Genomic DNA, 23,950 nt, shown 5'->3' on the forward strand with positions numbered 1-23,950 from the left:
TGCGACCAGCCCCCGTTAGTTCGGGGGCGGCAAAGTGGAGCCCCCGCTCCCACCCGAGTCACCGCGAGGCGGCCGGGTCCGGTCACCAGGAAGACGCGACTTTCATCGTGTCATGCCTTGTATCTCGGCGCGTGCGTCGGGAGATCGGTCGGAAGCGGGCCCCGTATGCCATCAGGCAGACGGGGCTCGACGTAGTTCAGGGGACCTCACTCGCGCACGTATTACCCATGGACCGAGGAGGCCCCATCAGCACGGAGACACGCATCAACGACCGCATCCGCGTGCCGGAAGTCCGACTTGTCGGACCCAACGGCGAGCAGGTCGGCATCGTCCGCATAGAGGACGCCCTCCGACTCGCGCAGGAAGCGGACCTTGATCTCGTGGAGGTCGCCCCGCAGGCCCGCCCGCCGGTATGCAAGCTCATGGACTTCGGCAAGTTCAAGTACGAGAGCGCGCAGAAGGCCCGCGAGTCCCGGCGGAACCAGGTGCTCACCGTCATCAAGGAGCAGAAGCTCCGACCGAAGATCGATTCCCACGACTACGAGACCAAGAAGCGCAACGTCGTTCGCTTCCTCGAGCACGGGAACAAGGTCAAGGTCACCATCATGTTCCGCGGCCGCGAGCAGTCCCGCCCCGAGTTGGGCTTCCGCCTGCTCCAGCGGCTCGCCGAGGACGTGCAGGAGCTCGGCTTCGTCGAGTCGTCCGCCAAGCAGGACGGCCGAAACATGATCATGGTGCTGGCGCCGCACAAGAACGTGAAGCCCAAGCCGAAGACGACCTCGGCGGACTCCGAAGAGCCGATCGAAGACAGCTCTCCTGAGGACTTGACCTGACCGGTCCGACCGGTCGTAGTACCCCGAAGGCTGCCGCCCCGAGCGCCCCACCGGCTCGGGACGGCACGAGACGAGGATAAGAACATGCCGAAGATGAAGACCCACTCCGGTGCGTCCAAGCGCGTCAAGATCACCGGTAAGGGCAAGCTGCGCCGCCAGCAGGCCGGGCTGCGACACAAGCTGGAGAAGAAGCCCACGTCGCTGACCCGCAGGCTCTCCGGCACCGCCGAGGTCGCCAAGGTCGACGAGAAGCGCCTCAACCGGCTGCTCGCCCGCTGACCCCTTTCTACTTGCCCACCCAGGGCGGCTGACCCCGCCCACTAGATCGACAGGACGGAACCGTGGCACGCGTCAAGCGGGCAGTCAACGCCCAAAAGAAGCGCCGCACGACTCTCGAGCTCGCCAGCGGCTACCGCGGCCAGCGCTCGCGGCTGTACCGCAAGGCCAAGGAGCAGGTGCTCCACTCGCTGAACTACGCCTACCGGGACCGTCGTGCCCGCAAGGGTGACTTCCGCAAGCTCTGGATCCAGCGGATCAACGCCGCCGCTCGTCAGAACGGCATGAGCTACAACCGCTTCATCGAGGGCCTGCGCGTCGGCGGCGTCGACGTCGACCGCAAGATCCTCGCCGAGCTCGCCGTCAGCGACCCCACCGCGTTCACCGCGCTGGTCGAGATCGCGCGCGCGAACGCGGGCACCCAGGGCAAGGCCGATGTCGAGGCCGCTTCCTGAACACGCGTCACCAGCGACCCGGGGCCTTCACTGAGCGAACGCCCCGGGTCGCTGCCGCACGGGCCCTGACCCGCCGAGCGGGTCGGGACAAAGCCGGACGGTTCCTGGTGGAAGGTGCCCAGGCCGTCCGCGAGGCACTCGCCTATGGGCGGGTGCACGAGCTGTTCGTCACCGAGGAAGCCGCCGCCCGCAACGCTTCGCTGCTGGACGACGCGGCTGTCCCGGTGTCCTTCGTGACCGACAAGGCCGCGTCGAGCCTGTCGGAGACCATCACCCCGCAGGGGATCGTGGCGGTCTGCGACCTCGTCGACCGCCCGCTGGACGCGCTCGCGGGTCCGCTGGTCGCGGTGCTCGTCGGTGTCTCGGACCCGGGCAACGCGGGCACGGTGACGCGGGTCGCCGACGCGGCGGGCGCCGGGTCGGTGGTGTTCGCCGGTGACACGGTGGACCCCCACAACGGCAAGTGCGTGCGCGCGTCGACCGGCAGCGTGTTCCACCTGCCGGTGATCCGGTCCCGCGACATCGCCGCTGTCTTCGCGGCCTGCCGCTCGGCCGGTTTCCGCCTGGTCGCGGCCGACGGCCACGCCACACACGACTTGGACCAGGCCACGGACGCGGGGGAGTTGGCTGCCCCGACGGCCTGGGTCTTCGGCAGCGAGGCCCACGGGCTCGACGACGCCGTGCTGGCCGAAATGGACTCGGTCGTGAAGGTGCCGCTCTACGGCGCCGCCGAGAGCCTGAACCTGGCCACCGCCGCGGCGGTGTGCCTCTACGCGAGCGCCCGGGCCCTGCGCGCCTGAGTCAGAGCGAGAAGCCCGTCACCTTGCGCGGCGTTATCCGGACGATCAGTCGGACCACGTCCGCCGACTCCGGCTGAGGGTCCTCGCCGAGGTACTTGTGCGAGAGCCGCCGCGGCAGTGCCTTCTCGTGATCCTCGATCAGCTCGACGGAACCGCGGATGTCCACCGACCGGTAGGGATTGGCGGTGTCGAAGATCGTGAGACTCGCCCGCGGGTCCCGCGCGAGGTTCCGCGCCTTCTGCCGCCCGGCCGTGGTGGAGAACACGACCGTGTCGCCGTCGCGGTCGATCCAGACGACCGAGGTCTGTGGGCTGCCGTCCGGGTTGACCGTCGCGACGGTGGCGAAGTTCCGCCCGTCCAGCAGCTCGCGTGTCGCTTCGTCGAATGTCACCGACATGGTGTCCCCCTTGATCTTGACGCTGTCACCATGCTGAACCGGGGCGGCGGACGAGTTGTTCCCGGTTGGTGCGCCGGTCGCGGCACCGCCCAGATCGCCGCATGGGTGACGTGGCGGCGTGCGGCCCGAGAGCCGCACGGCTGACCCCGTCACGCGGCGATGATCTGCTTCACCTTGCCGTCAGCCGGACTCCACAACGTGTGCGCCAGAGTCGTTTCAAGTACCTAGATCGGGCCGTGGTTCACCCGATGGGGCTAGGAACGCTCCGATGTAGGTTGACGTCGTAGCGTTATCAGGGGTGTGGGGCTAGGGGGATGAAATGCCAGTCGGTGGGGGATTCGCCGCGCGCTTGGACGAGATGGAGTGCGCCGCGAAGGTGGAGTCCGGGAGCATCCCGGTCGCTGCGGCTTTGCTGCGGGCACCTGTCGCGGATCTTCGCGAATTCAACGACCTGTACGGGTCCGGGCGGTTCGATCCGGCCTACGAGATGCAGACGGCGTACGAGTCGTACGTCGAGCTGCTGGCCGAGCGGCAGGCCCGCGCCTGCGACATCATGGACGACACCGCTGAGGCCCTCCGGGAGATCATCGCCCTCTACCGCCGTGTCGACGGCCAGGGATAGGCGACCGATGGGGAACTGGGTCTCGGACTACGACGTCCAGATGGCGCGGCAGTACATGCAGGACGCCGTGGTCATGATGTTCGACAGCGGCTGGCTGGCCGAGTGGCCAGGCGAGCTGGTCGACGCGTCACGGCGGCACGTGGAGATCGCCAACTCGCTGGAGCCGCAGAAGATCGCCGACGAGTTCGACCGGACGCTGCGAGCGGCCCAATCAGTCGGCCAGAACGCGGAGGCGGTGGCAAAGCTGCGGGTCGCCGCGACAAGCCACCTCGTCGGGTGGACCGGCCCGGCAGCGACGGCCTACAAGGAACAACTCGCCAAGATGGAGACCTTCTGCGAACACCAGCAGACGGATCTCGCGAACGCGCTGCAAGCATTGACCGCGACCTTTGGTGTCGCCGTCGAGGTTCGGCGCGGTTACCACTCCCTATTCCTGTCGACCATCGAAGCGGCCAAGCACGAGATGGATCAGCAGGATGGTCGGGACACCAAGTTCGCGGTCGCGCTCATCGGTGATTTCGCCAAGGGTGCGTTGAATATCAATCCGATCCGTCTGTTGAGCGGTGGCGCACTCGAGACGCTCATCGACGTGGGAACCCATGTTCACGAGTACGCGGCGGAAGGTGGGGCGGATGCTGTGGTCAACACCTACCTGAGCGCGGCCAATCGGTTGGAGGAAGAGCTGAGGGACGGGCTGTTGACGATTCGCGGCCACTTGCGTGGGCACCTGGACCGAGTGGCGAAGATCGATCCCCCGCTGTTCCGCCCGCTCCCATCGAACTGCGATATCGACAGTCCCGACTTCCGTTACGAGTCGTTCGCGCTCGCGGGGCAGGATCGCTCGGTCACCGATGGGCTTGCTCCCCGGGTGAGCGCTGAACGAGAGAAGTATGCCAAGGAGACGACTGATCGCGACAATCCGATCGGTCGCCGACTCGACGGCGACAAGGGGGCGATCTGATGGCTGTTCTCCTGCGTGTGGTCGTTTTGATCGTCACTATCGGCTGCGGGTTGGCCTCCGTGGCGTGTTCGCCAGACCGCGCTCCTGAGGTCGAGCCTTCGGTGACAACCGCGACAAGCGCACGTCCGACCGCACCACCGAATATCGAACGACCGCTGGACGCGTCGACTTATCGTGACCGGATGTGTGCGCTGTTCACCGATGAACAAGCCAGGCCACTTGGATTCCCGACGCCCGGCAGGTCCGAGGCCAAACCCGGCAGAAGCCAGTGTTTTTGGCTCCCGCTGGAGACGAGCGCACACATGGAGGTCACGTTGTACGAAGGGATCGACTTCCTGGGCGAGGTCTATCGCGACAACCGTCCGGGTGATCCACCTTGGCCCAAGGAATCCTGGAAGCCCGCGCTCATCGCGAATCAGCCTGCCGTCGTCCTGGGTTCTGAATACGCGAGCGCGGACAACCTGTGCAGCATCGCGGTTGGCCTCAGTACGACCCAGGCTGTCGACATCAGCTTGAGAATCAAAGGTGAGGGTGCCTGCGCGATGGCCACGGGTGTCGCGGAGGCCATCGTGAACCGGCTGGAGGGCTAGTCGGACAGGCGGGCCGACAGCTCCCGGACCAGCGGCTCCGTGTCCACCGGCTTGCCCTGTTCCTCCAGGGTCCGCACCAGCGTCCCCAGCACCGCCCCGACCGTCGACTCCCCGGCGTCGTCGGTCAGGAGCGCGGCCGCCCGCCGGGCGTCGCGTTCGGCTTCGGGGAACTGGCCGAGGTCCATCCGCAGCCGAGCGGCCCGACCCGCCAGGAACGCGTGCCACTCGGGGTTGCCCAGCCGGACCGCGTACTCCTCGGTCCGCTGGTTCACCTCCAGCGCCTCCGCGAACCGCTGGTGGTGGGCTAGCAGCGCCACCCGAAACCCGATGACGTCGGCCAGCTCGTCCAACGCCCCCGGAACCGTCTCGTCGGGCAGCATGCGGGCGGCCTCGTCCAGGGCCGCGATGCCCGCGTCCAAGTCGTCGAGCCCGATGGCGTGGGCCAGCTTCACCATGGACTCCGCCGCGGCGACCGGGTTGTCGGCGACGATCCAGGTACCCGCCGACTCGCGGAAAGCGGCGGCGGCACCCGGGTAGTCGCCCAGCTCCAGGCGGGCGTCGCCCAACTGGAACAGGACGTGGCCGCGCAGGCCGTGGTCGTCGTCGTCCGCGGTCGCCAGCACGGCGTCGAAGTGGTCGGCGGCGGTGTCGTACTCGCCGAGGTTCCGGCAGGCCAGGGCCAGGCGGTAGTGGATGTCGGTGACCGGGCCGACGAACGCCGTGGGCATCAGCCGCAGCGCCTCCTCCAGGGTCTCGGCCGCCTCGACGTCGCGGCCCACCGACAGGTAGCCCGCGGACAGGTGCAGACACGCCTGGGCCACGGCGCCCGCGGTGAGGTAGGTGCGGGCGGCGGCGACGGCGTCGAGCAGGACCGGCAGGTGGGCGCCCGCCAGGTCGGTCTGGTCGAGCAGGCTGGCCAGCTGCATCAGCGCCTCGGCGACCCACGGGCCCGGGTAGGTCTTGGCCAGCGCGACGAACGCGTGGAACTGGTCGACGGACTCCTCGACGCGGCCCACGTTGGCGAGCAGGCGGGCGCGGTGGCCGCTGACCGCGAGCTGGGTCGACTCCGGCCAGCGGTCCAGCTGGGCGGCCAGGGACTCGATGATCGCCAGGGCGCCGTCGAGGTCGCCGCGGCGTTCCAGGAGTTCGGCGCGGGCCTTGCCGACGCCACCGACGCGGTCGGGGACGCGGGCGAGCGCGACCTTCTCCGCGGCGTCCACTTCGGACTCGGCGCGGTCGGGGTCGGTGTCGGCCAGCAGGTCGGCGGTGGCGAGGTGGGCGCGCATGACGCCGATCGGGTCGTCGACGCGCTGGGCGATGGCCAGGGCCACCCTGGCGTGCTCGGCGGCGTCCACAGCGCGGTCGGCCGAGCCGAGCAGGTCGGCGAGGAAGGCGTGCAGGCGCGCGGCGGCGGCGTCCTCGCCTGCCTTGGTGAGCCGCTCCAGGACGTCGAGCAGGCAGTCGATCAGCTCGTCGGCGGTCTCCCGGCGGGCCAGCCACGTGCGGTGCACCGCGACCCGCGCGGCCAGACCGGGGGACAGCAGCGCGTCGAGATCGGCGGGCAGCTCGGCGAGCAGGCGGGCACCGGTGAACAGAGCGCCGTCGTCCATGGCTGAACACGCGCGCTCGGCCAGCTCCACGGGATCGGCGATGACCTGCGGCGCAGCGGGCTGGACCACCAGCGGAGCAGGCGCGGGCGAGGCGGGCACCGCGAGCACGACCGGGCCGACGTCGGGCAGCGACAGCGTCTCCTCGACCCGCGCGCTCACCGCGTCCGTCCCATTGCGACGGTCGAACTCCCGCGCCGTGCCGCGCGCGATCTCGACGCAGCGCGCCCGCAGGCGCTCGCCGTCCAGCGGGCCGTCCGGCACCGGGAAGGTCAGGGCGGCCCGGTCGGACACCCGGCTCAGCAGCAGCGCCGCCGCGGCGGCGAAGTCCTGACGCACCTTCGGGCTCGGCGGCTCCGCCAGCACGTCGAGGTTGCGCGCCAGGATGTCCACGCCGCGCTGGACGTTGCCGGTGACCGCGCAGAACCGCAGGTGCGCGTGCAGCGCCGACCGGGCCTGCGGGGTGTCGCGGATGACCCGGTAGGAGATCAGGTGCGCCCGCGCGGCCTCGTCGAGCCTGCCGGTGGCCAGGTACGCCTCCAGCAGCGACGCCATGACCCCGTGCGGCTGCTCGGCGCAGTCGGACGGTTCCGTGAGCACCGCTCTCGCGGTGTCGATAGCTTCCTGAAAACGCTTGCGTGACACGAAATAGCCGACCTGGCTGTCGACCACGCACGCCGGGCAGTCGCTCATGTCGTCGGGCTCGGCGGCGCGCCACGCGGTGAAGTGGGCGTCGGCGGCGGCGGTGTCACCGATGTGGTGGGCGAGCGCGCGCAGCTTGTCGTGCACGGGATGCAGCGAATAGCCCTGCTGGCGGTAGCGGTCGGCGAGTTCGTCCACAACGGACGTGATCTGCGCGAGGGTGAAGCGGGGATCGCCGAGCAGGCCGGTCGGCAGCCACTTGTGCATCCAGTTGAACTGGTGCAGCGCCCACTCGTCGAACGCCTCGGGGTGCTTGCGCTCGGCGGTCCGCAGCCAGGCGAACGGCGTCAGCATAAGGTCGTAGCGGCGGACCTCGCGGTAGGCGTTGACCAGGATCAGCCGCGCGGCCACCCCGTAGTCGACGAACCCGGCCGCGTCTGCCGCCCGCGCGGCGCGCTCCAGCGCCTCGCACTTGGCCTGCCCCGCGGGCATCGAGTCCGTCTCGTGCACGAGATGCGCAACGTGATCGCGCAGCTCGTCGGCGTTCTGCTCCGACACCCGCCGTCCTTCCCCAGTTGCCTTCAGTGTCCGATGGCGCGGTCGAGCAGGTCGAGGAACGACCCGTTGAGCGTCGCGGTGTCCTTGGGGCGCAGTGGCCGGTGGGACTGGAGCAGCGCGTGCACGTACAGCGCGAGCACCGCGGTCTCCAGCAGCGACGGGTCGTCGATGCCCGCCAGCCTGGCCACCAGCGGATTGCGGGTGTTGAGCACCAGTTGCTGCGCCGCGCCGGAGCCCGCGTCGACGAGTTGGCCCAGCAGGTCCTGCCACAGCGGGTCGGCGTCCTCGCGGGCGTCGGCCGCGTCGCGGCGGCGGGCGCCGCCCGCGTCGGCCACCAGCAGGGCGGGCAGCGACACCGGGTCGAAGTCGCGCAGCATCGGTTCGCAGTCGTGGCTGTCGAGGGCCTTGCACGCCACCGACATCGTCCGCTTCAGGGACGCCTCGACCGCCGCGGTCGGCCTGCCCAGGGCGGCCAGCAGCTCGGCGGGGTCGACCCGACGCACGGTCAGGCCGTTGTCCAGCGAGGCCAGCCTGCGCAGCAGCTCGGTGTCGTAGGCGTATCCGGCGTTGACCAGGCCGATGCCCTGCGCCCGCGCGACCGGGGCGAGCTGGCGGAACTCGTCGACGTCCGGGGTGTAGAGGACGGTCTGGTGGTTGCGGCGGAACTGGCGCAGCGGCATCGTGCCGCGGGTGGTCTCGAACGGCACCCACCGCTCGGCCAGCCGCAGCAGCTCGTCGTCGATCAGGGCCACCGACTTGATCCCGAGCTGGTGGGCCGCCAGCAGCGCGCCGGCCCGCTCCGGCTCGGTCGCGTCGAGGCGCAGCAGCCACTCCCGCAGCCTGCTGCCCATCGCGTCGCGGACCGCCAGCAGCGTCTCGTCCTCGTAGAGCGCCTCGCGGCTGGCCGTGGGCCGCAGCGCCGAGGTGTCCACGACGCACCGGACGAAGTACGCCCAGTCCGGCAGCAGGCCCTCGATCGACGTGCCGACCAGCATCCGCTTGAGGTAGACGCGGTGCGCCTGGCGGCTGCCCGGGTTGGCGCCCGCGGGCAGCACGAACGCCGCCCCGGTCAGCCCCACCGCGCCGAACTCCAGCGGCACCACGTCGAACGGCTCGAACCCGAGCGTGGCCTTGCAATAGGCGGCCAGCCTGCCGTGGTGCTCGGCGACCGACTCGCCGCCGCGGCGCACCCACGGCAGCTCGTCCTCGGTGACCAGCACCTGCCCGTCCGCGCCCGCGACCCGCACCTCGAAGGGCAGCAGCGAGCCGAACTCGGCGGCCAGCATCGCCACGGTGTCGTACTCGGTCCAGTGGTCGCAGTCCCGCCGGGGGACCAGCTCCACGGTCGTGCCGACCTCGGCGCGCGCCGAGTCGTCGACCTCGACCTCGTAGGTGCCGTCGCCGTGCGCGACCCAGCGCACCGCCGGTCCACCCGAGGCCGACCGGCTCACCAGCCGCACCTCGTCGGCGATAAGGAAGCACGACAGCAGGCCCACGCCGAACTGGCCGAGGAAGTCCTGCCTGGCGAAGCCCAGCTCGTCGCGCTTGGACGTGCCGCCCAGCGTGGACAGCAGGGTGTGCACCTCGGACTCGTCCAGGCCGATGCCGGTGTCGCTGATCCGCAGCGTGCCGGTCCCGGTACGCTCGGTGGTCTCCACGAGGATCGCCGCGGGCGCCGACGGGTCGGCGAGTCTGCGCGCGGTCACCGCGTCCACCGCGTTCTGCAGCAGCTCGCGCAGGTAGACCCTGGGACTGCTGTAGAGATGGTGGCTGAGCAGATCGATGACGCCGCGCAGATTGACACCGAATGTCTGGGCCAAGGTCAAACCTCTACTGCGGTAGGGAGCGGCCACCGCGGTGGGTGCCGGGCCGGGCGCTGTGACAGTACAGGTGTGAGATGACCACACATCGGCTTTCACCCGTCCGCTGGAACCGCCTCGGGGCCGCCTGGGGTAACCGTGACATGGCACGCCCTCCGGTCGTGCGGCTCGGCCGCCATGGAGGTGACGGATTCGGGCACCGCGAACACGACGACTGCGTCGCGTGCCCGCGGCACCCGAATCCGTGACATGGCACGCCCTCCGGTCGTGCGGCTCGGCCGCCATGGAGGTGACGGATTCGGGCACCGCGAACACGACGACTGCGTCGCGTGCCCGCGGCACCCGAATCCGTCACCGCGGCCGAGCGCGGTGGTGGGTCTGAATGCCCGGAGGGCGTGCCGTCTCACTGCTCCCATAGGATCAACCTGTTCACCCGGCCTGTCGGGTGTTCCGCCTGGCCACCACTGGACCCCGGGAGCTTCAACCAACCATGTCCGGAGCCAACGACCCGTACGACCCCAAAGAGGTCGCTGCGCTGCGGCCGGAGACCCTGCAGGCCGCCGTCGAGAAGGCCCGCGAGGAGTTCGCCGGTGCCGCCGACCTCGACGCGCTCGCCGCGGTCAAGCCGCACCACCTCGGGGACAAGTCGCCGCTGCTGCAGGCCCGCCGGGAGATCGGCGCGCTGCCGCCCAAGGCGCGGTCCGAGGCCGGTAAGCGGGTCAACGAGGCCCAGGCCCTGATCTCCGCCGCCTTCGACGAGCGCCGCGGCGTGCTGCAGGCCGAGCGTGACGAGCGCGTGCTGCGGGAGGAAGGCGTCGACGTCACCCTCCCGTGGAACCACACGCCGCGCGGTGCCCGCCACCCGCTGACCACGCTGTCCGAGCGGGTCGCCGACATCTTCGTCGGCATGGGCTACGAGGTGTCCGAGGGTCCCGAGCTCGAAACCGAGTGGTTCAACTTCGACGCGCTGAACTTCAAGAAGGACCACCCGGCGCGCACCATGCAGGACACGTTCTACGTGGCGCCGGAGGACTCCGGCCTGGTCCTGCGCACCCACACCTCGCCCGTGCAGATCCGCAGCCTGCTCGACCGCGAGCCGCCGGTGTACGTCGTCTGCCCTGGCCGGGTGTTCCGCACCGACGCCCTCGACGCGACCCACACGCCGGTGTTCACCCAGTTCGAGGGCCTCGCGGTCGACAAGGGCCTGACCATGGCCCACCTCAAGGGCACCCTCGACGCGTTCGTGCGGTCCATGTTCGGCCCCGAGGCGCGCGTCCGCCTGCGCCCGTCGTACTTCCCCTTCACCGAGCCCTCCGCCGAGTTGGACCTCTGGTTCACCGAGAAGAAGGGCGGCGCGGGCTGGGTTGAGTGGGGCGGCTGCGGCATGGTCAACCCGAACGTGCTGCGCGCCTGCGGGATCGACCCCGAGGTCTACTCCGGCTTCGCCTTCGGCGTCGGCCTGGAGCGGGCGCTGCAGTTCCGCAACGGCATCCCCGACATGCGCGACATGGTCGAGGGCGATGTCCGGTTCACCCTTCCTTTCGGCACGGAGGCTTAAGTGAGGATCCCCGTCAGCTGGCTCACTCAGCAGCTCGAACTCACGGAGGACCACCGGGAGCTGACCGCCGAGCAGATCGCCGACGCGTTCGTGCGGGTCGGCCTGGAGGTCGAGGAAGTCAGCACGCTGGGGCCGGTCACCGGTCCGCTCGTGGTCGGCCGGGTGGCCGAGATCGAGGAGCTGACCGAGTTCAAGAAGCCCATCCGGTTCGTCAAGGTCGAGCTGATCGACCCGGACGACGCCGATGACGCCGAGGACTCGCTGCCCGCGACCACCGAGGTCGTCTGCGGCGCGAACAACTTCGTCGAGGGCGACCTCGTCGTCGTGGCGCTGCCGGGCGCGGTGCTGCCCGGCGACTTCGCCATCGCCGAGCGCAAGACCTACGGCAAGGTCAGCCGGGGCATGATCTGCTCTGCCCGCGAGCTGGGCCTGGGCGACGACCACACCGGGATCATGGTCCTGCCGACCGGCGAGGCCGCCCCCGGCGACGACGCGATCGAGCTGCTCGGCCTGACCGACTCGGTCATCGAGCTGGCGATCACCCCCGACCGCGGCTACGCCTTCTCCGTGCGCGGCCTCGCCCGCGAGCTGGCGTGCGCGTTCGACCTGCGGCTGATCGACCCGGCCGCCATCGACGTGCCCGCCGCCGACGCCGAGTCGGTGCCGGTACACATCGAGGCCCAGGACGGCTGCTCGCGGTTCGTGGTCCGCCGGGTCACCGGCGTCGACCCGACCGCGCCGACACCGTGGTGGATCCGCAGGCGGCTCATGCTCGCGGGCATCCGGTCGATCTCGCTGGCCGTGGACATCACCAACTACGTGATGCTCGAACTCGGCCAGCCGATGCACGCCTTCGACACCAAGAAACTCTCCGGCGGCCTGGTCATCCGGCGCGCGAACGCGGGTGAGAAGCTCGTCACCCTCGACAACGTCGAACGCAAGCTCGACGTCGACGACATCGTGATCTCCGACGACACGGGCCCGGTCTCGCTGGCAGGCGTCATGGGTGGCGCCACCACCGAGGTCAGCGCCGAGACCAGCGACATCCTGCTGGAAGCGGCCATCTGGGACCCGGCGTCCATCGCCCGCGGCGTGCGTCGGCACAAGCTGCCGAGCGAGGCGGCCAAGCGCTACGAGCGCGTGGTCGACCCGGCGCTGCCGCCGGTCGCCTTGGAACGTGCCGCGCGGCTGCTGCGTGAGTACGGCGAGGGCAGCATCCAGCCCGGCCGCACCGACGTCGGCAACCCGACTGTCCCCGAGCCGGTGTCCATGGCCATGGACCTGCCCGACCGGGTCGCGGGCGTGCGCTACGACCGCGGCGTCACCGTCTCGCGGCTGCAGCAGATCGGCTGCCGCGTAGACATCGGCACCTTCGACGACGGCACGCCGTGCGTCACCGCGTTCCCGCCCACCTGGCGCGCCGACCTGAACCAGCCCGCCGACCTGGTCGAGGAGGTCCTGCGGCTGCAGGGCTACGACACGATCCCGTCGGTGCTGCCGCCCGCGCCTCCCGGCGCCGGGCTGACCGCCAAGCAGCGCCGCCAGCGCGCCGTGTCGCGGGCGCTGGCCGAGGCCGGTTATGTCGAGGTGCTGCCGTTCCCGTTCATCGCCAAGTCGGTGTGGGACGCGTTCGGCCTGCCCGAGGACGACATCCGCAGGCGCACCGTGTCGGTGCTGAACCCGCTGGAGGCCGACCGCTCCGAGCTGGCCACCACGCTGCTGCCGGGGATGCTCGACATCCTGTCCCGCAACGTTTCCCGGGGCGCGCGCGATGTGGCGATCTACCACATCGGCCAGGTCGTGCTGCCGCGCACCGAAGAGGTCCCGATGCCCGAGGCGGGTGTCGATGGCAGGCCGTCCGACGAGCAGATCGCCGTCCTCAACGCCACGCTGCCGATCCAGCCCGCCCACGTCGCGGTGGTCCTCGCGGGCAACCGCAGGCACGCGGGCTGGTGGGGCAAGGGCGAGGCCGCGAGTTGGGCCGACGCCGTGCAGGCCGCCAGGACCGTGGCCGAGGCCGCGGGCGCCGAGCTGACCGTGCACAAGTGGGACCTGCTGCCGTGGCACCCGGGCCGCTGCGCCCAGCTGCGCGTCGGCGGGTTCCCGGTCGGCCACGCGGGCGAGCTGCACCCCAAGGTCACCGAGGCGCTGGGCCTGCCCGCGCGCACGTGCGCCATGGAGATCGACCTCGACGCGCTGCCGCTCACCGAGCGCAGGCCCGTGCCGAAGGTGTCGCCGTACCCGCCGGTGCTGCTCGACGTGGCGCTCGTGGTCGACGAGGAGGTGCCCGCCGCCGACCTTTCGCGCGTGCTGCGCGACGGCGGGGGCGAGCTGCTCGAGGAATTGAGCCTCTTCGACGTGTTCACCGGCACCCAGGTCGGCGAAGGCAAACGATCACTGGCGTATTCACTGCGATTCCGCGCCGCCGATCGCACATTGACCGTCGAGGAGGCGACAACGGCCCGCGACGCCGCCGTCGCCGCCGCGGCCGAACAATTCGGAGCGGCGCTCCGCGCCTGATCCGAACGGCCTACGACGGACAAACGGAATTTGCCTCGATTCGTGCGAATCGACGGCATTCGCCGAAGAAATTCGTCTTGGCCTATTCCCTGACCGTTCCCCACCGGGCAGCATCGCGGCGTCCGAGCCGAAAACCCAGCTCGGGCAAAAGGAACGATAAGGGGCAATGTGTGAAGAAGATCGTGGCGATTGCTGCCGCGGCTGGTGTCGTCGTGGGCGGTGTTGTTGTCGCGCCGACGGTGCTGGCCGCGCCGAAGCCCGCGCCCGCCCAGGTGGCCTACGACCCCGCGCCGATCGCGTGGGGCAAGTGTGAGCAGCCCGGCCTCGACCGCCGGGGCGCTCAGTGCGGCATGCTCGAGGTGCCGCTGGACTACGCCGCGCCGACCGGCAAGAAGATCAAGCTCGCGGTGTCGCGGATCAAGGCCAAGGCGCCGGCCGAGCAGTACCAGGGCGTCGTTCTCGTCAACCCGGGCGGCCCCGGCGGCTCCGGGCTGACCCTGTCCGTGCTGGGCGAGTACGTGCCCAAGGACGCGGGCCTCACCTATGACTGGATCGGGTTCGACCCGCGCGGCGTCGGCTCCAGCGAGCCGTCGCTGTCGTGCGACCACACCTACGCCGGTTACAACCGGCCGTACTACGTGCCGGTCACCAGCCAGCTGGAGCAGACCTGGCTCGACCGGTCGAAGAAGTACGCCGACGCGTGCAAGGCCGCCGGTGGCGACCTGCTCGACCACATGAAGACGACCGACTCGGTCAACGACATGGACGCGCTGCGCAAGGCGCTGGGCCAGGAGCAGATCAACTTCTACGGCTTCTCCTACGGCACCTACCTCGGGCAGGTCTACGCGACCCTGTTCCCCGAGCGCGTGCGCCGCATGGTCCTCGACGGCAACGTCGACCCGCGCAAGGTCTGGTACGACGCGAACATCCAGCAGGACCTCGCGTTCGACCGCAACATCAAGATCTACTTCGACTGGCTGGCCAAGCACGACTCGGTGTACCACCTGGGCACCAGCGGCAAGTCGATCGAGGCGAAGTTCTACCTGGAGCAGCAGAAGCTGCGCCGCACGCCCGCGGGCGGGGTCATCGGCCCCGACGAGCTGACCGACATCTTCCAGCAGGCCGCGTACTACATCTTCGGCTGGGAGGACGTGGCCACCGCGTACTCCGCGTGGATCAACAACGGTGACTTCGCGGGCCTCAAGGGGCTCTACGACGGCGCCAACTCCCAGGAGCCGGGCTCCGACAACGGGTTCGCCGTCTACCTCGGCGTGCAGTGCACCGACGTGCAGTGGCCGAAGAGCTGGAACTTCTGGCGCGTCGACAACTGGCTGACCTTCCTCCGCGCGCCGTTCCTCACCTGGGGCAACGCGTGGTTCAACGCGCCGTGCCTCTACTGGGGCGCGAAGGCGGGCAAGCCGGTCAAGGTCGACGGCACGAAGGCGCCGGGCATCCTGCTGATCAGCGAGACCCTCGACGCGGCGACCCCGTTCGAGGGTTCCCTGGAGCTGCGCAGCCGGTTCCCGAAGTCGGCGCTGATCGAGGGCGTCGGCGGCACCACCCACTCCGGCACGTTGTTCGGCAACTCGTGCGTCGACGACCAGATCGCCGACTACCTGGCCACCGGCAAGCTGCCCGCGCGCGTCGCGGGCCGCAAGTCCGACGCCCAGTGCGACCCGCTGCCGCAGCCGACGCCGTCGGCCGGGCTGGCTCGGGTGCAGAGCAAGGACGGTGGCTCGGACCTGACGAGGGCTGAGCTGCAGAAGGAGATCGGCCGCTAGAGGTGTTTGAGCGCCTCACGGCGGGACAGCGGTGACAGGCCGGGGTGGGTGTCGACGAAATGTCGGACCCACCCCGGTTCCGTCTTCGCGTATTCGCGCAGCGCCCAGCCGATGCCTTTGCGGAGGAAGAAATCGGGGTCGGCCTCGTTGGCCTCGATGGCCTCGGTCAGCAGGTCGGTGTCGGTGGCGTGTTTCGCGGCGAGCTGGCAGATGATCGACGCCCGCCGCTTCCAGCGGTCCTCGTCGGTCGACCACGCCAGCATGTCCGCGGTGACGGCGGGCAGCAGGGGACCGATCCGCCGGTTGGCGACCTCGTCGACGAAGTCCCACCAGGCGCCGGTGACGATGAACTCCTCGTAGAGCGGCAGGAGGTCGGCGTCCTGCCAGCGCTGGTAGGGCTTGTGCGCGGCGAGGTCGAGCGCGACATAGCGCTGCTCGCGGTGCGTCGCCTCGCGCCAGAGGGCCGCCATGGTGTCGACCCAGGTCTGGCGGTCGGCGATCGGGTGCTCGGCGAACAGCGCTTTGACGAGCGCGGCCCGCTCGGGCTTCGCGACGCCGAAGAAGGGCATGTCGGACTTCATGTACCGCTGCATCTCCGGCGCCTTGGCCGGGTTCGCCGCGGCCTTCAGCCCGGCGCGGACGGCGGTGACGAGGTCCATGCGGCGGACGCTAGTCGCGCCCACCGACAGTCGCGCGTCCGGTGGCGGGCTTGTGCTCACGCAGGGCTAGCGCGGTGTGCAGGAGCCCGGTGGTGGACAGCTCGGGCAGTTCGGCGAGGTCGATCCACGCCGCCATGTCCGTCGAGCCGCCTTGCTCGAAGGTCAGCTGCCCGCCGACGGCCCGGCCCTCGTAGATGACCCGCACGCCGTGGAAGTCGCCCGCCCGGTGGAAGCTGTCGATACCCAGCAGCGTGTCGGGCGCGAAGACGTACCCGGTCTCCTCGGCCACCTCGCGGATGGCCGCGTCGAAGGGGTCCTCGCCGAAGTCGACCCCACCGCCGGGCAGCGTCCACTTCGGGCCTTCGCGGCTGGTCCAGCGGGCGAGCAGGATCTTGCCCTCGTCGATGACCACACCGTAGGCGGCCAGGCGGCTGTGTTTCGTTCCGAGAATCCCCATGCGCCTACCTTACGAGGCGCGCCTCGACCCGTTGGCGGGTTTCCGCCGGAAGATCGTCCGCGCGCAGCAGGTCGGGCAGGAGCTCGGGCTCGGTGGTGAGGGCGCGGAAGGTGAGCCCCATGGTCACGCCGTGCCCGGGCCGGTGGACGACTTCGATCGCGTCGCCCGCCTTGATCTCGCCCGGGGTCAGCACCTTCAGATACGCGCCGGGAACGGCGGCGTTGGTGAAGGTCTTGACCCACCCCTGCTGGTCCAGCCACACGGCGAACGTGCGGCAGGGGATGCGCGGGACGGTGACCTGGAGTTCGGCCGTGCCGACCCGCCAGCGCTCGCCGACCTCGGCGTTGGTGAGGTCGATGCCGTCGGTGGTGAGGTTCTCACCGAAGGCCCCGTTGGCGAGGGTGGTGCTGAGCTTGGCCTGCCACCGGTCGAGATCCTCGCGGGCGTAGGCGTAGACGGCCTGGTCCTCGCCGCCGTGGTTGTCGACGTCGCAGATGTGGTCGCCGCTCACGCCGCTGTGCCCGGCCTGTGGCGCGGTGACCTTGACGGGGTGGTCGACGGGGCGCTTGTCGATCGCGCTGGTGCCTGCTTTGGATTCGATTGCCCGGGGGACACCGACGTTGACTGTCAGGACGTTCATGCGCGCACCGCCGTCACATCGATCTCCACTAGTTGCCCGGTGAAGCCTAGGACGGCGACCCCGAGGAGCGTGCTGGCTGATTTGAAAGCGGGGGCGAGCGGGGACTCCTGCAGGCGGGCCCAGACTCGGCCGAGGACGGCTTGCTCGGCGGTGGCGACGTAGATGACCGTGCGCACGACGTCGTCCGGCGTGAGGCCGGCGTCCGTCAGCGCGGTCATGATGTTGGCGACCACCTGATCGGTCTGCGCGAGGACGTCACCTTCGCCGACGAGGGCGCCGGAGTGGTCGAGGGGGCATTGACCTGCGAGGAAAGCCGTCCCACCCACCAGAGTGAGATGGTGATACCCCGGTGTCTCATGCAGCCCTGGCGGATTCCGCCGCTCGATGGTGGTCACGCTTCGAAGGTACCGGCGGGGAGCAACTGGTTTCCCGCGTAGGGGACGACCACACCGTGCATCATGATCAGGTGCTGCGTGACCTGTTCGACCAAGTGCTGGCAGCCCAGCGCGAGTACAGCCCCAAGAAGACCGAGGCCATGGTCCGGCGTGGGGAACTGATCGGCGGCCCCATAGCGAGGTGGATCGAGGAGCGCCTGCCCAGGCTGCGCCAGGCCACGATCGATGACCTCGCCGTTGACGCGAGCGACGGCAAGGGCCTCAAGGCCGAGATCCCATGGGTGCGCGTGCACTCATCCAGCCGGTCTCCGCGCGCCACCGACGGCTGGTACGTGGTCTATCTATTCGACGCCCGAGGAGAGTCGGTCTACCTGACTCTGATGCAGGGCACCACGACCTGGATCGGCCAGTCAGTGGTCACTCGCCCGATTTCGGAACTGCGCGCCGGGGTGTCGTGGGCGCGCGGTCTATTCGGCGAGGCGTTGTCGGCCAGGCCGGATCATTTGCGTGAGATCGACTTGAAAGGCCGGGCGAGCAAGCGGGCCCTGGGCTATGAGGCGGGAGCTGTGGCCGCGTTCGAGTACCGGCGGGGCGCCCTGCCGGACGATGACGTGATGGAGCGGGATCTCGTCTTCCTCGTCTCGGTGCTCGGCCGTCTGCATCACGCTGAGCAGGACACTTCGGACATCCCTAGTGACCTGGCCGCCGAGGTCGCGCACGTGCTCACCCCGACCACGCGGTCCGCGCGCGGTGGGGTGGGACAGGGCACCGGATTGAGCCACGCGGAACGCGTCGCGATCGAGCGCCGTTCGGTGTTCCTGGCCTGCGAACACCTGGTCAGCTTAGGGTTTTCGGTACGCGACGTCGGTGCGACCGAGTCGTACGACATCGACGCCCGCCGCAGGAGTGAGCGAGTGTATGTCGAGGTCAAGGGCACCACATCCGCGGTGGGAGCGGAAATCATTCTCACGAAGAACGAAGTCGACCTGAACGAGGCCAGGTACCCCGACACCATGCTGATCGTCGTGAGCGGGATCGAACTGGATCGGTCGGAGGTGCCGCCTCGGGCATCCGGCGGAGCCCTGCGCGTGGTGCATCCGTGGAGCGTTGCGCAGGCGCGGCTCGTCCCCCTTGCCTACCGCTACACGGTCGACGATCCAGAGAGTTAGCTCACCGTCGGTCGTTCCGGTTCGGTGTCGGGTTCGGGTGGTGCTTATGCTGCGCGCGTGTCGACGTCACCGATGATTGCGCCCAGTATTCTTTCCGCTGACTTCGCTCGCCTGGCTGACGAGTTGGCGGCGATTCGGGGTGCCGACTGGGTGCACGTCGACGTCATGGACGCGCACTTTGTCCCGAACCTCACCCTCGGACTCCCCATCGTCGAGGCGCTGCTCAAGGTCACCGACATCCCCATGGACTGTCACCTCATGATCGAGGACCCCGACCGCTGGGCGATCGGGTACGCCGAGGCGGGCGCGCACAACGTCACCGTGCACGTCGAGGCCGCCAACGATCCGATCAAGCTCGCCAAGGACCTCCGGGCCGCGGGCGCCAAGGCGGGCCTGAGCATCAAGCCCGGCACCCCCCTCGACCCCTACCTCGACGTCCTCAAGCACTACGACACCCTCCTCGTCATGTCCGTCGAGCCCGGTTTCGGCGGCCAGAAGTTCATCGCCGACGTGCTCGACAAGGTGCGCAAAGCCCGCCAAATGGTCGACACCGGCCACCTCAACCTGCTGGTCGAGATCGACGGCGGCATCAACGCCGACACCATCGAGCAGGCCTCCGAGGCGGGTGTCGACTGCTTCGTCGCGGGGTCGGCGGTCTACGGGGGCAAGGACCCGGCCAAGGCGATCGAGGCGCTGCGGGCGCAGGCCACCGCCGCCAACCACAGGTTCGCCTAGTGCTGACAGACTGATCGGGTGGATGACACCTCAGCGATGCGGCTGGCGGTCGCTCGCTCCGAAGCGGTGCGGGGGACGACGAGTCCCAACCCGCCCGTGGGCTGCGTCATCCTCGACCGGGACGGCGACGTGGTCGGCGTTGGCGCGACGCAGCCGCCCGGGGGGTCGCACGCCGAGGTGATGGCGCTCGCCGAAGCGGGCGTCAAGGCGCACACGGCCATCGTCACCCTCGAACCCTGCGCCCACCACGGCCGCACGCCCCCCTGCACCGAGGCGATCAAAGCCGCGGGCGTCCAGCGCGTGATCTTCGCCGTGAGCGACCCCAACCCGGACGCGGCCGGTGGCGGCAAGGTCCTGGAGCAGGCCGGGCTCACCGTCGAGAGTGGACTTCTCGAAGCCGAGGTCGCCCGAGGCCCCCTGCGCGCCTGGCTGCACTACGCCCGCACCGGGCGCCCGCACGTCACCTGGAAGTACGCCGCCACGCTCGACGGCCGGGTCGCCGCCGCCGACGGCACGGCCAGGTGGATCAGCTCCGCGGAGTCCCGCGCCGAGGTCCACGACCTGCGCCGGAGGATCGACGCGATCATGGTCGGCCGCGGCACCGTCCTCGCCGACGACCCCGCCCTGACCGCCCGCGAAGCCGACGGAACAACCAGCGCCCGGCAGCCGTTGCGGGTTGTCGTGGGCCGCGGCGACCTGCCCGCGCACGCCAAAGTACGAGACGACAGCGCCGAGACCCTGCACCTGCGCACGAACGATCCGGCCGAGGTCCTGGCCGCGCTCGCCGAGCGCGGGGTGGTCGACGTGCTGCTCGAAGGCGGACCGACGCTCGCGGGCGCGTTCGCCGAGGCCCGGCTGATCGACCGCGTCCTGGCCTACATCGCCCCTACGCTGCTGGGCGACGGGCCTGTGGCGTTGGGCGCATCGGGCGTGTCGACCATCACCGGGGCTCACCGGTTCGCGGTCGAAGGGGTCACCATGTGTGGACCGGATGTGCGGGTGTCCGCCGTTCCGGTGACGGACTGAGGAGGCAACGGTGTTCACGGGGATCGTCGAGGAGCGCGGTGAGGTCGTCGCGGTGGAGGACCTCGCCGACGCGGCGCGGGTCACCATCGCGGGGCCGCTGGTCACCAGCGACGCCAAGCAGGGCGACTCGATCTCGGTCAACGGGGTGTGCCTGACGGTGGTCGGCCTCGACGGGGGCGCCTTCACCGCCGACGTCATGCGCGAGACCCTCGTGCGCAGCAGCCTCGACAAGGTGGCCGTGGGCGACTCGGTCAACCTGGAGCGTGCCGCGGCCGTCGGCCAGCGCTTCGGCGGCCACATCGTGCAGGGCCACGTCGACGGGACCGGAGCGGTGCTCTCGCGGGAGCCCTCCGAGCACTGGGAGCTGGTCAAGGTCAGCCTGCCCGCCGCCTTGGCGCGCTACGTGGTGGAGAAGGGCTCGATCACCGTCGACGGGGTCTCGCTGACCGTCGTCGAGGTCGGCGACGACTGGTTCTCAGTGAGCCTCATCCCCGAGACGCTGCGCGCGACCACACTGGGGATTCGCAAGGCCGGTGACAAGGTCAACCTCGAAGTGGACGTCATCGCCAAGTACGTGGAAAGACTGGCAACACCGCACCTCGGACAGACCGGGCGCGGCGCCGTAGAGGAGAGCACCAGTGAGTGACTTCGACGCCATCGAGCGCGCCATCGCCGCCATCGCCGAGGGCAAAGCGGTTGTCGTGGTGGACGATGAGGACCGCGAGAACGAGGGCGACCTGATCTTCGCCGCCGAGAAGGCGACGCCGGAGCTCATGGCCTTCATGGTCCGCTACACCTCGGGCTACATCTGCGTGCCGCTCACCGAGTCCGACTGCGACCGGCTCGACCTGCCGCCGATGTTCCACACCAACCAGGACGTCCGCGGCACCGCCTACACCGTCACCGTGGACGCCAAGGAGGGCGTGAGCACCGGCATCTCCGCCGCCGACCGCGCCCACACCATCCGGCTGCTCGCCGACGAGAAGTCCACCCCCGGCGACTTCAACCGCCCCGGCCACGTCGTGCCGCTGCGCGCCAAGGAGGGCGGCGTGCTGCGCCGCCCCGGCCACACCGAGGCCGCCGTCGACCTGGCCAAGATGGCCGGTCTGCGGCCCGCAGGCGTGCTCTGCGAGATCGTGTCGCAGAAGGACGAGGGCGACATGGCCCGCTACGACGAGCTGCGCGTCTTCGCCGCCGAGCACGACCTCGAGATCATCACCATCGCCGACCTGATCGCCTACCGCAGGCGCACCGAGAAGCAGGTGGTCCGGGTCGCCGAGGCGCGCATCCCGACCGCGCACGGCACGTTCACCGCGGTCGGCTACGACTCGCTGCTCGACGGCATCGAGCACGTCGCGCTGGTCTACGGCGACCTCGCCGACGGCGACAGCGTGCTGGTCCGCGTCCACTCCGAGTGCCTGACCGGCGACGTGTTCGGCTCGCTGCGCTGCGACTGCGGCCCGCAGCTCGACGCCGCGCTGGAGGCCGTCGCGGCCGAGGGCCGCGGCATCGTGCTCTACATGCGCGGCCACGAGGGCCGCGGCATCGGCCTCATGCACAAGCTGCAGGCCTACCAGCTGCAGGACAGCGGCCACGACACCGTCGACGCCAACCTCGCCCTCGGCGTGCCCGCCGACGCGCGCGACTACGGCACCGGGGCGCAGATTCTCGTCGACCTCGGCGTGAAGTCGATGCGCCTGCTGACCAACAACCCGGCCAAGCGCGTCGGCCTGGAGGGCTACGGCCTGACCGTGGTCGACCGGGTGCCGCTGTCGGTGTGGCCGAACCCGGAGAACGTGCACTACCTGCGCACCAAGCGCGACCGGATGGGCCACGAGCTGGGCCAGCTGGAGCACTATGAGGGCGGGACGAAAGCCGCCGCGGTCAAGGGAGACGACAACTCGTGAGTGGGGAAGGCAGGCCGGAGACCACGGTCCCGCGCTGTGAGGGCATCCGGCTGGGCATCGCGGCGACCAAGTGGCACGCCGGGATCACCGACCAGCTGCTGTCCCGGGCGCTGGCCGCGGCGAGCGAGGCGGGCATCGAGGAGCCGACCGTCGTGCGCGTCCCCGGCGCGGTCGAGCTGCCGGTGGTGTGCCAGGAGCTGGCCAAGCACCACGACGCCGTGGTCGCGCTCGGCGTGGTCGTGCGCGGCGGCACCCCGCACTTCGAGTACGTCTGCGACGCGGTCACCTACGGCCTGACCAGGGTCTCGCTCGACGAGGCCACCCCGGTCGGCAACGGCGTGCTGACGGTCAACACCGAGGACCAGGCGCACGACCGCAGCGGCCTGCCGGGCTCGGCGGAGGACAAGGGCTACGAGGCGTGCGCGGCGGCGCTGGAGACGGCGCTGGTCGTGCGCGGGCTGCGGCAGCCGTGGACGGAGCAGGGGTTCCGGTGATCGCTCGTCCCCGCAAGGTCCGGCTGGTCACGGGCATCATCGCGACGGTGTTCGTCGTGATCTTCACGGTCGTGGCCGTCTTGCTCCGGAACACCCCGACCGGCGTCTTCTTCCACACCTCCGACCAGGTGGCCATGGCGGGCATCGGCGTGCTGCTCGCGTGCGGCGCGCTGTGGTTCACCCGGCCGAAGGTGACCGCCGACGCCGAGGGCGTCAACGTGCGCAACCTGCTCGGCACGACCCACTTCTCGTGGGACGTCGTGGAGTCGGTGAGTTTCCCGAACGGGGCGTCCTGGGCGCGGCTGGAGCTGCCGGACGACGAGTACGTGCCGATCATGGCGCTGCAGTCGATGGACGGCGAGCGAGCCGTCACGGGCATCCGGGAGCTGCGCAGGCTGCTCAAGGAGGCCAAGCAGCGGTCGCATCAGGGGTAGCACCCGGAGTAGCATCGTGAGTGTGAAGCTGAGTGTGAGCCTGCCGGAGGACGATGTCCGGTTCATCGACGAGTACTCGGCGCGCGCCGAGGTCGCCTCGCGCTCGTCGGTGATCCAGCTCGCCATCGCCCGGCTGCGCGAGTCGGAGCTGCAGGACGAGTACGCCGCCGCCTTCGCCGAGTGGGACGCCGCCGAGGACGCCGCGCTGTGGGACGCGGCCACGGTGGGCGACGGCGTCACCGATGCGACGCGGTGACATCCATTTGGTCGACCTGGACCCGGTGCGGGGTTCGGAGGCCAACAAGACCCGGCCCGCGGTGATCGTGAGCAACGACGCGGCCAACGCGGTGGCGGCCAGGACCGGCCGCGGCGTCGTCACGGTCGTGCCGATCACGTCCAACACCGGCCGGGTTTTCCCGTTCCAGGTGCTCCTGCCGGTCGCGTGCGGCCTGGCCGTGGAGTCGAAAGCGCAGGCAGAACAGGTGCGGTCGGTGGCGACGGCCCGGATCCGCAAACGCATCGGCAAGGTCTCGCCCGAGCTGCTCGGCCACATCGACGACGCGCTGCGGATTCATCTCGCGCTCGGCTGAACCGCATACGGCGATCGAACGTAG

At 70.1% G+C, this 23,950-nt stretch carries 26 protein-coding genes; 19 read left to right on the forward strand and 7 right to left on the reverse strand.

Annotated elements, in window-relative coordinates; genetic code table 11:
- Window positions 1-227 precede the first annotated feature (227 nt).
- The 4 genes from infC to ACSHT8_RS01105 all read left to right on the forward strand — a co-directional run bounded on the left by infC (window position 228) and on the right by ACSHT8_RS01105 (window position 2,364).
- Entirely contained in the window at window positions 228-833 is a 606-nt protein-coding gene (infC, locus tag ACSHT8_RS01090) for a translation initiation factor IF-3 (protein WP_436496802.1), read from the forward strand.
- A gap of 84 nt (window positions 834-917) precedes the next feature.
- On the forward strand, window positions 918-1,112 hold the full coding sequence (gene rpmI, locus ACSHT8_RS01095; RefSeq protein ID WP_436496804.1) for a 50S ribosomal protein L35: 195 nt from the start codon (window positions 918-920) through the stop codon (window positions 1,110-1,112).
- A gap of 62 nt (window positions 1,113-1,174) precedes the next feature.
- Window positions 1,175-1,564 (forward strand): 50S ribosomal protein L20, encoded by a 390-nt coding sequence (rplT, locus tag ACSHT8_RS01100; RefSeq protein WP_436496806.1) that lies wholly within the window; start codon window positions 1,175-1,177, stop codon window positions 1,562-1,564.
- Window positions 1,561-2,364, forward strand: coding sequence for a TrmH family RNA methyltransferase (locus ACSHT8_RS01105; RefSeq protein WP_436501955.1), 804 nt, complete (start codon window positions 1,561-1,563; stop codon window positions 2,362-2,364). Before rplT ends, ACSHT8_RS01105 begins: the two co-directional genes overlap by 4 nt.
- Before the next feature lies 1 nt (window position 2,365).
- Here ACSHT8_RS01105 and ACSHT8_RS01110 read toward each other — a convergent pair whose 3' ends face one another.
- Entirely contained in the window at window positions 2,366-2,761 is a 396-nt protein-coding gene (locus ACSHT8_RS01110; protein WP_436496808.1) for a PPOX class F420-dependent oxidoreductase, read from the reverse strand.
- A 319-nt stretch (window positions 2,762-3,080) separates the two neighbouring features.
- Here ACSHT8_RS01110 and ACSHT8_RS01115 point away from each other — a divergent pair, with 319 nt between their 5' ends.
- From ACSHT8_RS01115 to ACSHT8_RS01125, 3 genes are read left to right on the forward strand one after another with little or no spacing between them, the layout of a single operon-like run.
- Window positions 3,081-3,383 carry a hypothetical protein gene (locus ACSHT8_RS01115; protein ID WP_436496810.1) on the forward strand — a complete coding sequence of 101 codons (303 nt, stop codon included), beginning with the start codon at window positions 3,081-3,083 and terminating at the stop codon, window positions 3,381-3,383.
- Between the two features lie 7 nt (window positions 3,384-3,390).
- A complete protein-coding gene (locus ACSHT8_RS01120) occupies window positions 3,391-4,344 on the forward strand; it encodes a hypothetical protein (RefSeq protein WP_436496812.1) in 954 nt (317 codons plus the stop codon).
- On the forward strand, window positions 4,344-4,934 hold the full coding sequence (locus ACSHT8_RS01125; RefSeq protein WP_436496814.1) for a DUF3558 family protein: 591 nt from the start codon (window positions 4,344-4,346) through the stop codon (window positions 4,932-4,934). The genes ACSHT8_RS01120 and ACSHT8_RS01125 overlap by 1 nt, the downstream gene beginning before the upstream one ends.
- On the opposite strand, the gene ACSHT8_RS01130 is transcribed toward ACSHT8_RS01125, so the two are convergent.
- Together ACSHT8_RS01130 and ACSHT8_RS01135 are read right to left on the reverse strand one after the other, a co-directional pair.
- Entirely contained in the window at window positions 4,931-7,741 is a 2,811-nt protein-coding gene (locus ACSHT8_RS01130) for a tetratricopeptide repeat protein (protein ID WP_436496816.1), read from the reverse strand. The two genes, ACSHT8_RS01125 and ACSHT8_RS01130, sit on opposite strands and share 4 nt — an antisense overlap.
- A 23-nt stretch (window positions 7,742-7,764) precedes the next feature.
- A complete protein-coding gene (locus tag ACSHT8_RS01135; protein WP_436496818.1) occupies window positions 7,765-9,561 on the reverse strand; it encodes an HSP90 family protein in 1,797 nt (598 codons plus the stop codon).
- A gap of 490 nt (window positions 9,562-10,051) precedes the next feature.
- Between ACSHT8_RS01135 and pheS the strand changes: the two genes are divergently transcribed.
- From pheS to ACSHT8_RS01150, 3 genes are all read left to right on the forward strand, one after another.
- On the forward strand, window positions 10,052-11,119 hold the full coding sequence (gene pheS / locus ACSHT8_RS01140) for a phenylalanine--tRNA ligase subunit alpha (RefSeq protein ID WP_436496820.1): 1,068 nt from the start codon (window positions 10,052-10,054) through the stop codon (window positions 11,117-11,119).
- A complete protein-coding gene (pheT, locus tag ACSHT8_RS01145; RefSeq protein WP_436496822.1) occupies window positions 11,120-13,639 on the forward strand; it encodes a phenylalanine--tRNA ligase subunit beta in 2,520 nt (839 codons plus the stop codon). It begins immediately after the preceding gene.
- A gap of 170 nt (window positions 13,640-13,809) precedes the next feature.
- The gene (locus ACSHT8_RS01150; RefSeq protein ID WP_436496824.1) at window positions 13,810-15,420 is read left to right on the forward strand and encodes an alpha/beta hydrolase; all 1,611 of its coding nucleotides are present in this window, start codon (window positions 13,810-13,812) and stop codon (window positions 15,418-15,420) included.
- Here the strand turns inward: ACSHT8_RS01150 and ACSHT8_RS01155 are convergent.
- Genes ACSHT8_RS01155 through ACSHT8_RS01170 form a run of 4 tightly spaced genes read right to left on the reverse strand, consistent with a single transcriptional unit; the run spans window position 15,417 to window position 17,571 of the window.
- Window positions 15,417-16,079: a DNA alkylation repair protein gene (locus tag ACSHT8_RS01155; RefSeq protein WP_436496826.1), complete on the reverse strand. Its 663-nt coding sequence runs from the start codon at window positions 16,077-16,079 to the stop codon at window positions 15,417-15,419. The two genes, ACSHT8_RS01150 and ACSHT8_RS01155, sit on opposite strands and share 4 nt — an antisense overlap.
- A gap of 10 nt (window positions 16,080-16,089) precedes the next feature.
- On the reverse strand, window positions 16,090-16,536 hold the full coding sequence (locus ACSHT8_RS01160; RefSeq protein ID WP_436496828.1) for an NUDIX hydrolase: 447 nt from the start codon (window positions 16,534-16,536) through the stop codon (window positions 16,090-16,092).
- A 4-nt stretch (window positions 16,537-16,540) separates the two neighbouring features.
- Window positions 16,541-17,176: an MOSC domain-containing protein gene (locus ACSHT8_RS01165; RefSeq protein ID WP_436496830.1), complete on the reverse strand. Its 636-nt coding sequence runs from the start codon at window positions 17,174-17,176 to the stop codon at window positions 16,541-16,543.
- A complete protein-coding gene (locus ACSHT8_RS01170) occupies window positions 17,173-17,571 on the reverse strand; it encodes a RidA family protein (protein WP_436496832.1) in 399 nt (132 codons plus the stop codon). The genes ACSHT8_RS01165 and ACSHT8_RS01170 overlap by 4 nt, the downstream gene beginning before the upstream one ends.
- A 71-nt stretch (window positions 17,572-17,642) precedes the next feature.
- Between ACSHT8_RS01170 and ACSHT8_RS01175 the strand changes: the two genes are divergently transcribed.
- The 9 genes from ACSHT8_RS01175 to ACSHT8_RS01215 all read left to right on the forward strand — a co-directional run bounded on the left by ACSHT8_RS01175 (window position 17,643) and on the right by ACSHT8_RS01215 (window position 23,926).
- Window positions 17,643-18,740: an MrcB family domain-containing protein gene (locus ACSHT8_RS01175; protein WP_436496834.1), complete on the forward strand. Its 1,098-nt coding sequence runs from the start codon at window positions 17,643-17,645 to the stop codon at window positions 18,738-18,740.
- A gap of 72 nt (window positions 18,741-18,812) precedes the next feature.
- The gene (gene rpe / locus ACSHT8_RS01180) at window positions 18,813-19,475 is read left to right on the forward strand and encodes a ribulose-phosphate 3-epimerase (RefSeq protein WP_436501956.1); all 663 of its coding nucleotides are present in this window, start codon (window positions 18,813-18,815) and stop codon (window positions 19,473-19,475) included.
- A gap of 36 nt (window positions 19,476-19,511) precedes the next feature.
- Entirely contained in the window at window positions 19,512-20,501 is a 990-nt protein-coding gene (gene ribD / locus ACSHT8_RS01185) for a bifunctional diaminohydroxyphosphoribosylaminopyrimidine deaminase/5-amino-6-(5-phosphoribosylamino)uracil reductase RibD (RefSeq protein WP_436501957.1), read from the forward strand.
- Between the two features lie 10 nt (window positions 20,502-20,511).
- Window positions 20,512-21,147 (forward strand): riboflavin synthase, encoded by a 636-nt coding sequence (locus ACSHT8_RS01190; RefSeq protein WP_436496836.1) that lies wholly within the window; start codon window positions 20,512-20,514, stop codon window positions 21,145-21,147.
- Window positions 21,140-22,408 carry a bifunctional 3,4-dihydroxy-2-butanone-4-phosphate synthase/GTP cyclohydrolase II gene (locus ACSHT8_RS01195; protein ID WP_436496838.1) on the forward strand — a complete coding sequence of 423 codons (1,269 nt, stop codon included), beginning with the start codon at window positions 21,140-21,142 and terminating at the stop codon, window positions 22,406-22,408. Before ACSHT8_RS01190 ends, ACSHT8_RS01195 begins: the two co-directional genes overlap by 8 nt.
- Window positions 22,405-22,902: a 6,7-dimethyl-8-ribityllumazine synthase gene (gene ribH / locus ACSHT8_RS01200; RefSeq protein ID WP_436496840.1), complete on the forward strand. Its 498-nt coding sequence runs from the start codon at window positions 22,405-22,407 to the stop codon at window positions 22,900-22,902. Before ACSHT8_RS01195 ends, ribH begins: the two co-directional genes overlap by 4 nt.
- Window positions 22,899-23,336 carry a PH domain-containing protein gene (locus ACSHT8_RS01205; protein WP_436496842.1) on the forward strand — a complete coding sequence of 146 codons (438 nt, stop codon included), beginning with the start codon at window positions 22,899-22,901 and terminating at the stop codon, window positions 23,334-23,336. The genes ribH and ACSHT8_RS01205 overlap by 4 nt, the downstream gene beginning before the upstream one ends.
- A gap of 22 nt (window positions 23,337-23,358) precedes the next feature.
- The gene (locus ACSHT8_RS01210; RefSeq protein WP_436496844.1) at window positions 23,359-23,592 is read left to right on the forward strand and encodes a ribbon-helix-helix domain-containing protein; all 234 of its coding nucleotides are present in this window, start codon (window positions 23,359-23,361) and stop codon (window positions 23,590-23,592) included.
- On the forward strand, window positions 23,579-23,926 hold the full coding sequence (locus ACSHT8_RS01215) for a type II toxin-antitoxin system PemK/MazF family toxin (protein ID WP_436496846.1): 348 nt from the start codon (window positions 23,579-23,581) through the stop codon (window positions 23,924-23,926). Before ACSHT8_RS01210 ends, ACSHT8_RS01215 begins: the two co-directional genes overlap by 14 nt.
- Window positions 23,927-23,950 lie beyond the last annotated feature (24 nt).

The organism is Actinokineospora sp. HUAS TT18, assembly GCF_051364635.1.
In the GTDB taxonomy this organism is placed as follows: Bacteria; Actinomycetota; Actinomycetes; order Mycobacteriales; family Pseudonocardiaceae; genus Actinokineospora.

Bases quoted from the DNA above. Each gene is read 5' to 3' on its own strand.
- infC (WP_436496802.1), top strand. From the start codon at position 228: ATGGACCGAGGAGGCCCCATCAGCACGGAGACACGCATCAACGACCGC.
- rpmI (WP_436496804.1), top strand. From the start codon at position 918: ATGCCGAAGATGAAGACCCACTCCGGTGCGTCCAAGCGCGTCAAGATC.
- ACSHT8_RS01110 (WP_436496808.1), bottom strand. From the start codon at position 2,761: ATGTCGGTGACATTCGACGAAGCGACACGCGAGCTGCTGGACGGGCGG.
- ACSHT8_RS01115 (WP_436496810.1), top strand. From the start codon at position 3,081: ATGCCAGTCGGTGGGGGATTCGCCGCGCGCTTGGACGAGATGGAGTGC.
- ACSHT8_RS01120 (WP_436496812.1), top strand. From the start codon at position 3,391: ATGGGGAACTGGGTCTCGGACTACGACGTCCAGATGGCGCGGCAGTAC.
- ACSHT8_RS01125 (WP_436496814.1), top strand. From the start codon at position 4,344: ATGGCTGTTCTCCTGCGTGTGGTCGTTTTGATCGTCACTATCGGCTGC.
- pheS (WP_436496820.1), top strand. From the start codon at position 10,052: ATGTCCGGAGCCAACGACCCGTACGACCCCAAAGAGGTCGCTGCGCTG.
- ACSHT8_RS01155 (WP_436496826.1), bottom strand. From the start codon at position 16,079: ATGGACCTCGTCACCGCCGTCCGCGCCGGGCTGAAGGCCGCGGCGAAC.
- ACSHT8_RS01160 (WP_436496828.1), bottom strand. From the start codon at position 16,536: ATGGGGATTCTCGGAACGAAACACAGCCGCCTGGCCGCCTACGGTGTG.
- ACSHT8_RS01165 (WP_436496830.1), bottom strand. From the start codon at position 17,176: ATGAACGTCCTGACAGTCAACGTCGGTGTCCCCCGGGCAATCGAATCC.
- rpe (WP_436501956.1), top strand. From the start codon at position 18,813: ATGATTGCGCCCAGTATTCTTTCCGCTGACTTCGCTCGCCTGGCTGAC.
- ribD (WP_436501957.1), top strand. From the start codon at position 19,512: ATGCGGCTGGCGGTCGCTCGCTCCGAAGCGGTGCGGGGGACGACGAGT.
- ACSHT8_RS01215 (WP_436496846.1), top strand. From the start codon at position 23,579: ATGCGACGCGGTGACATCCATTTGGTCGACCTGGACCCGGTGCGGGGT.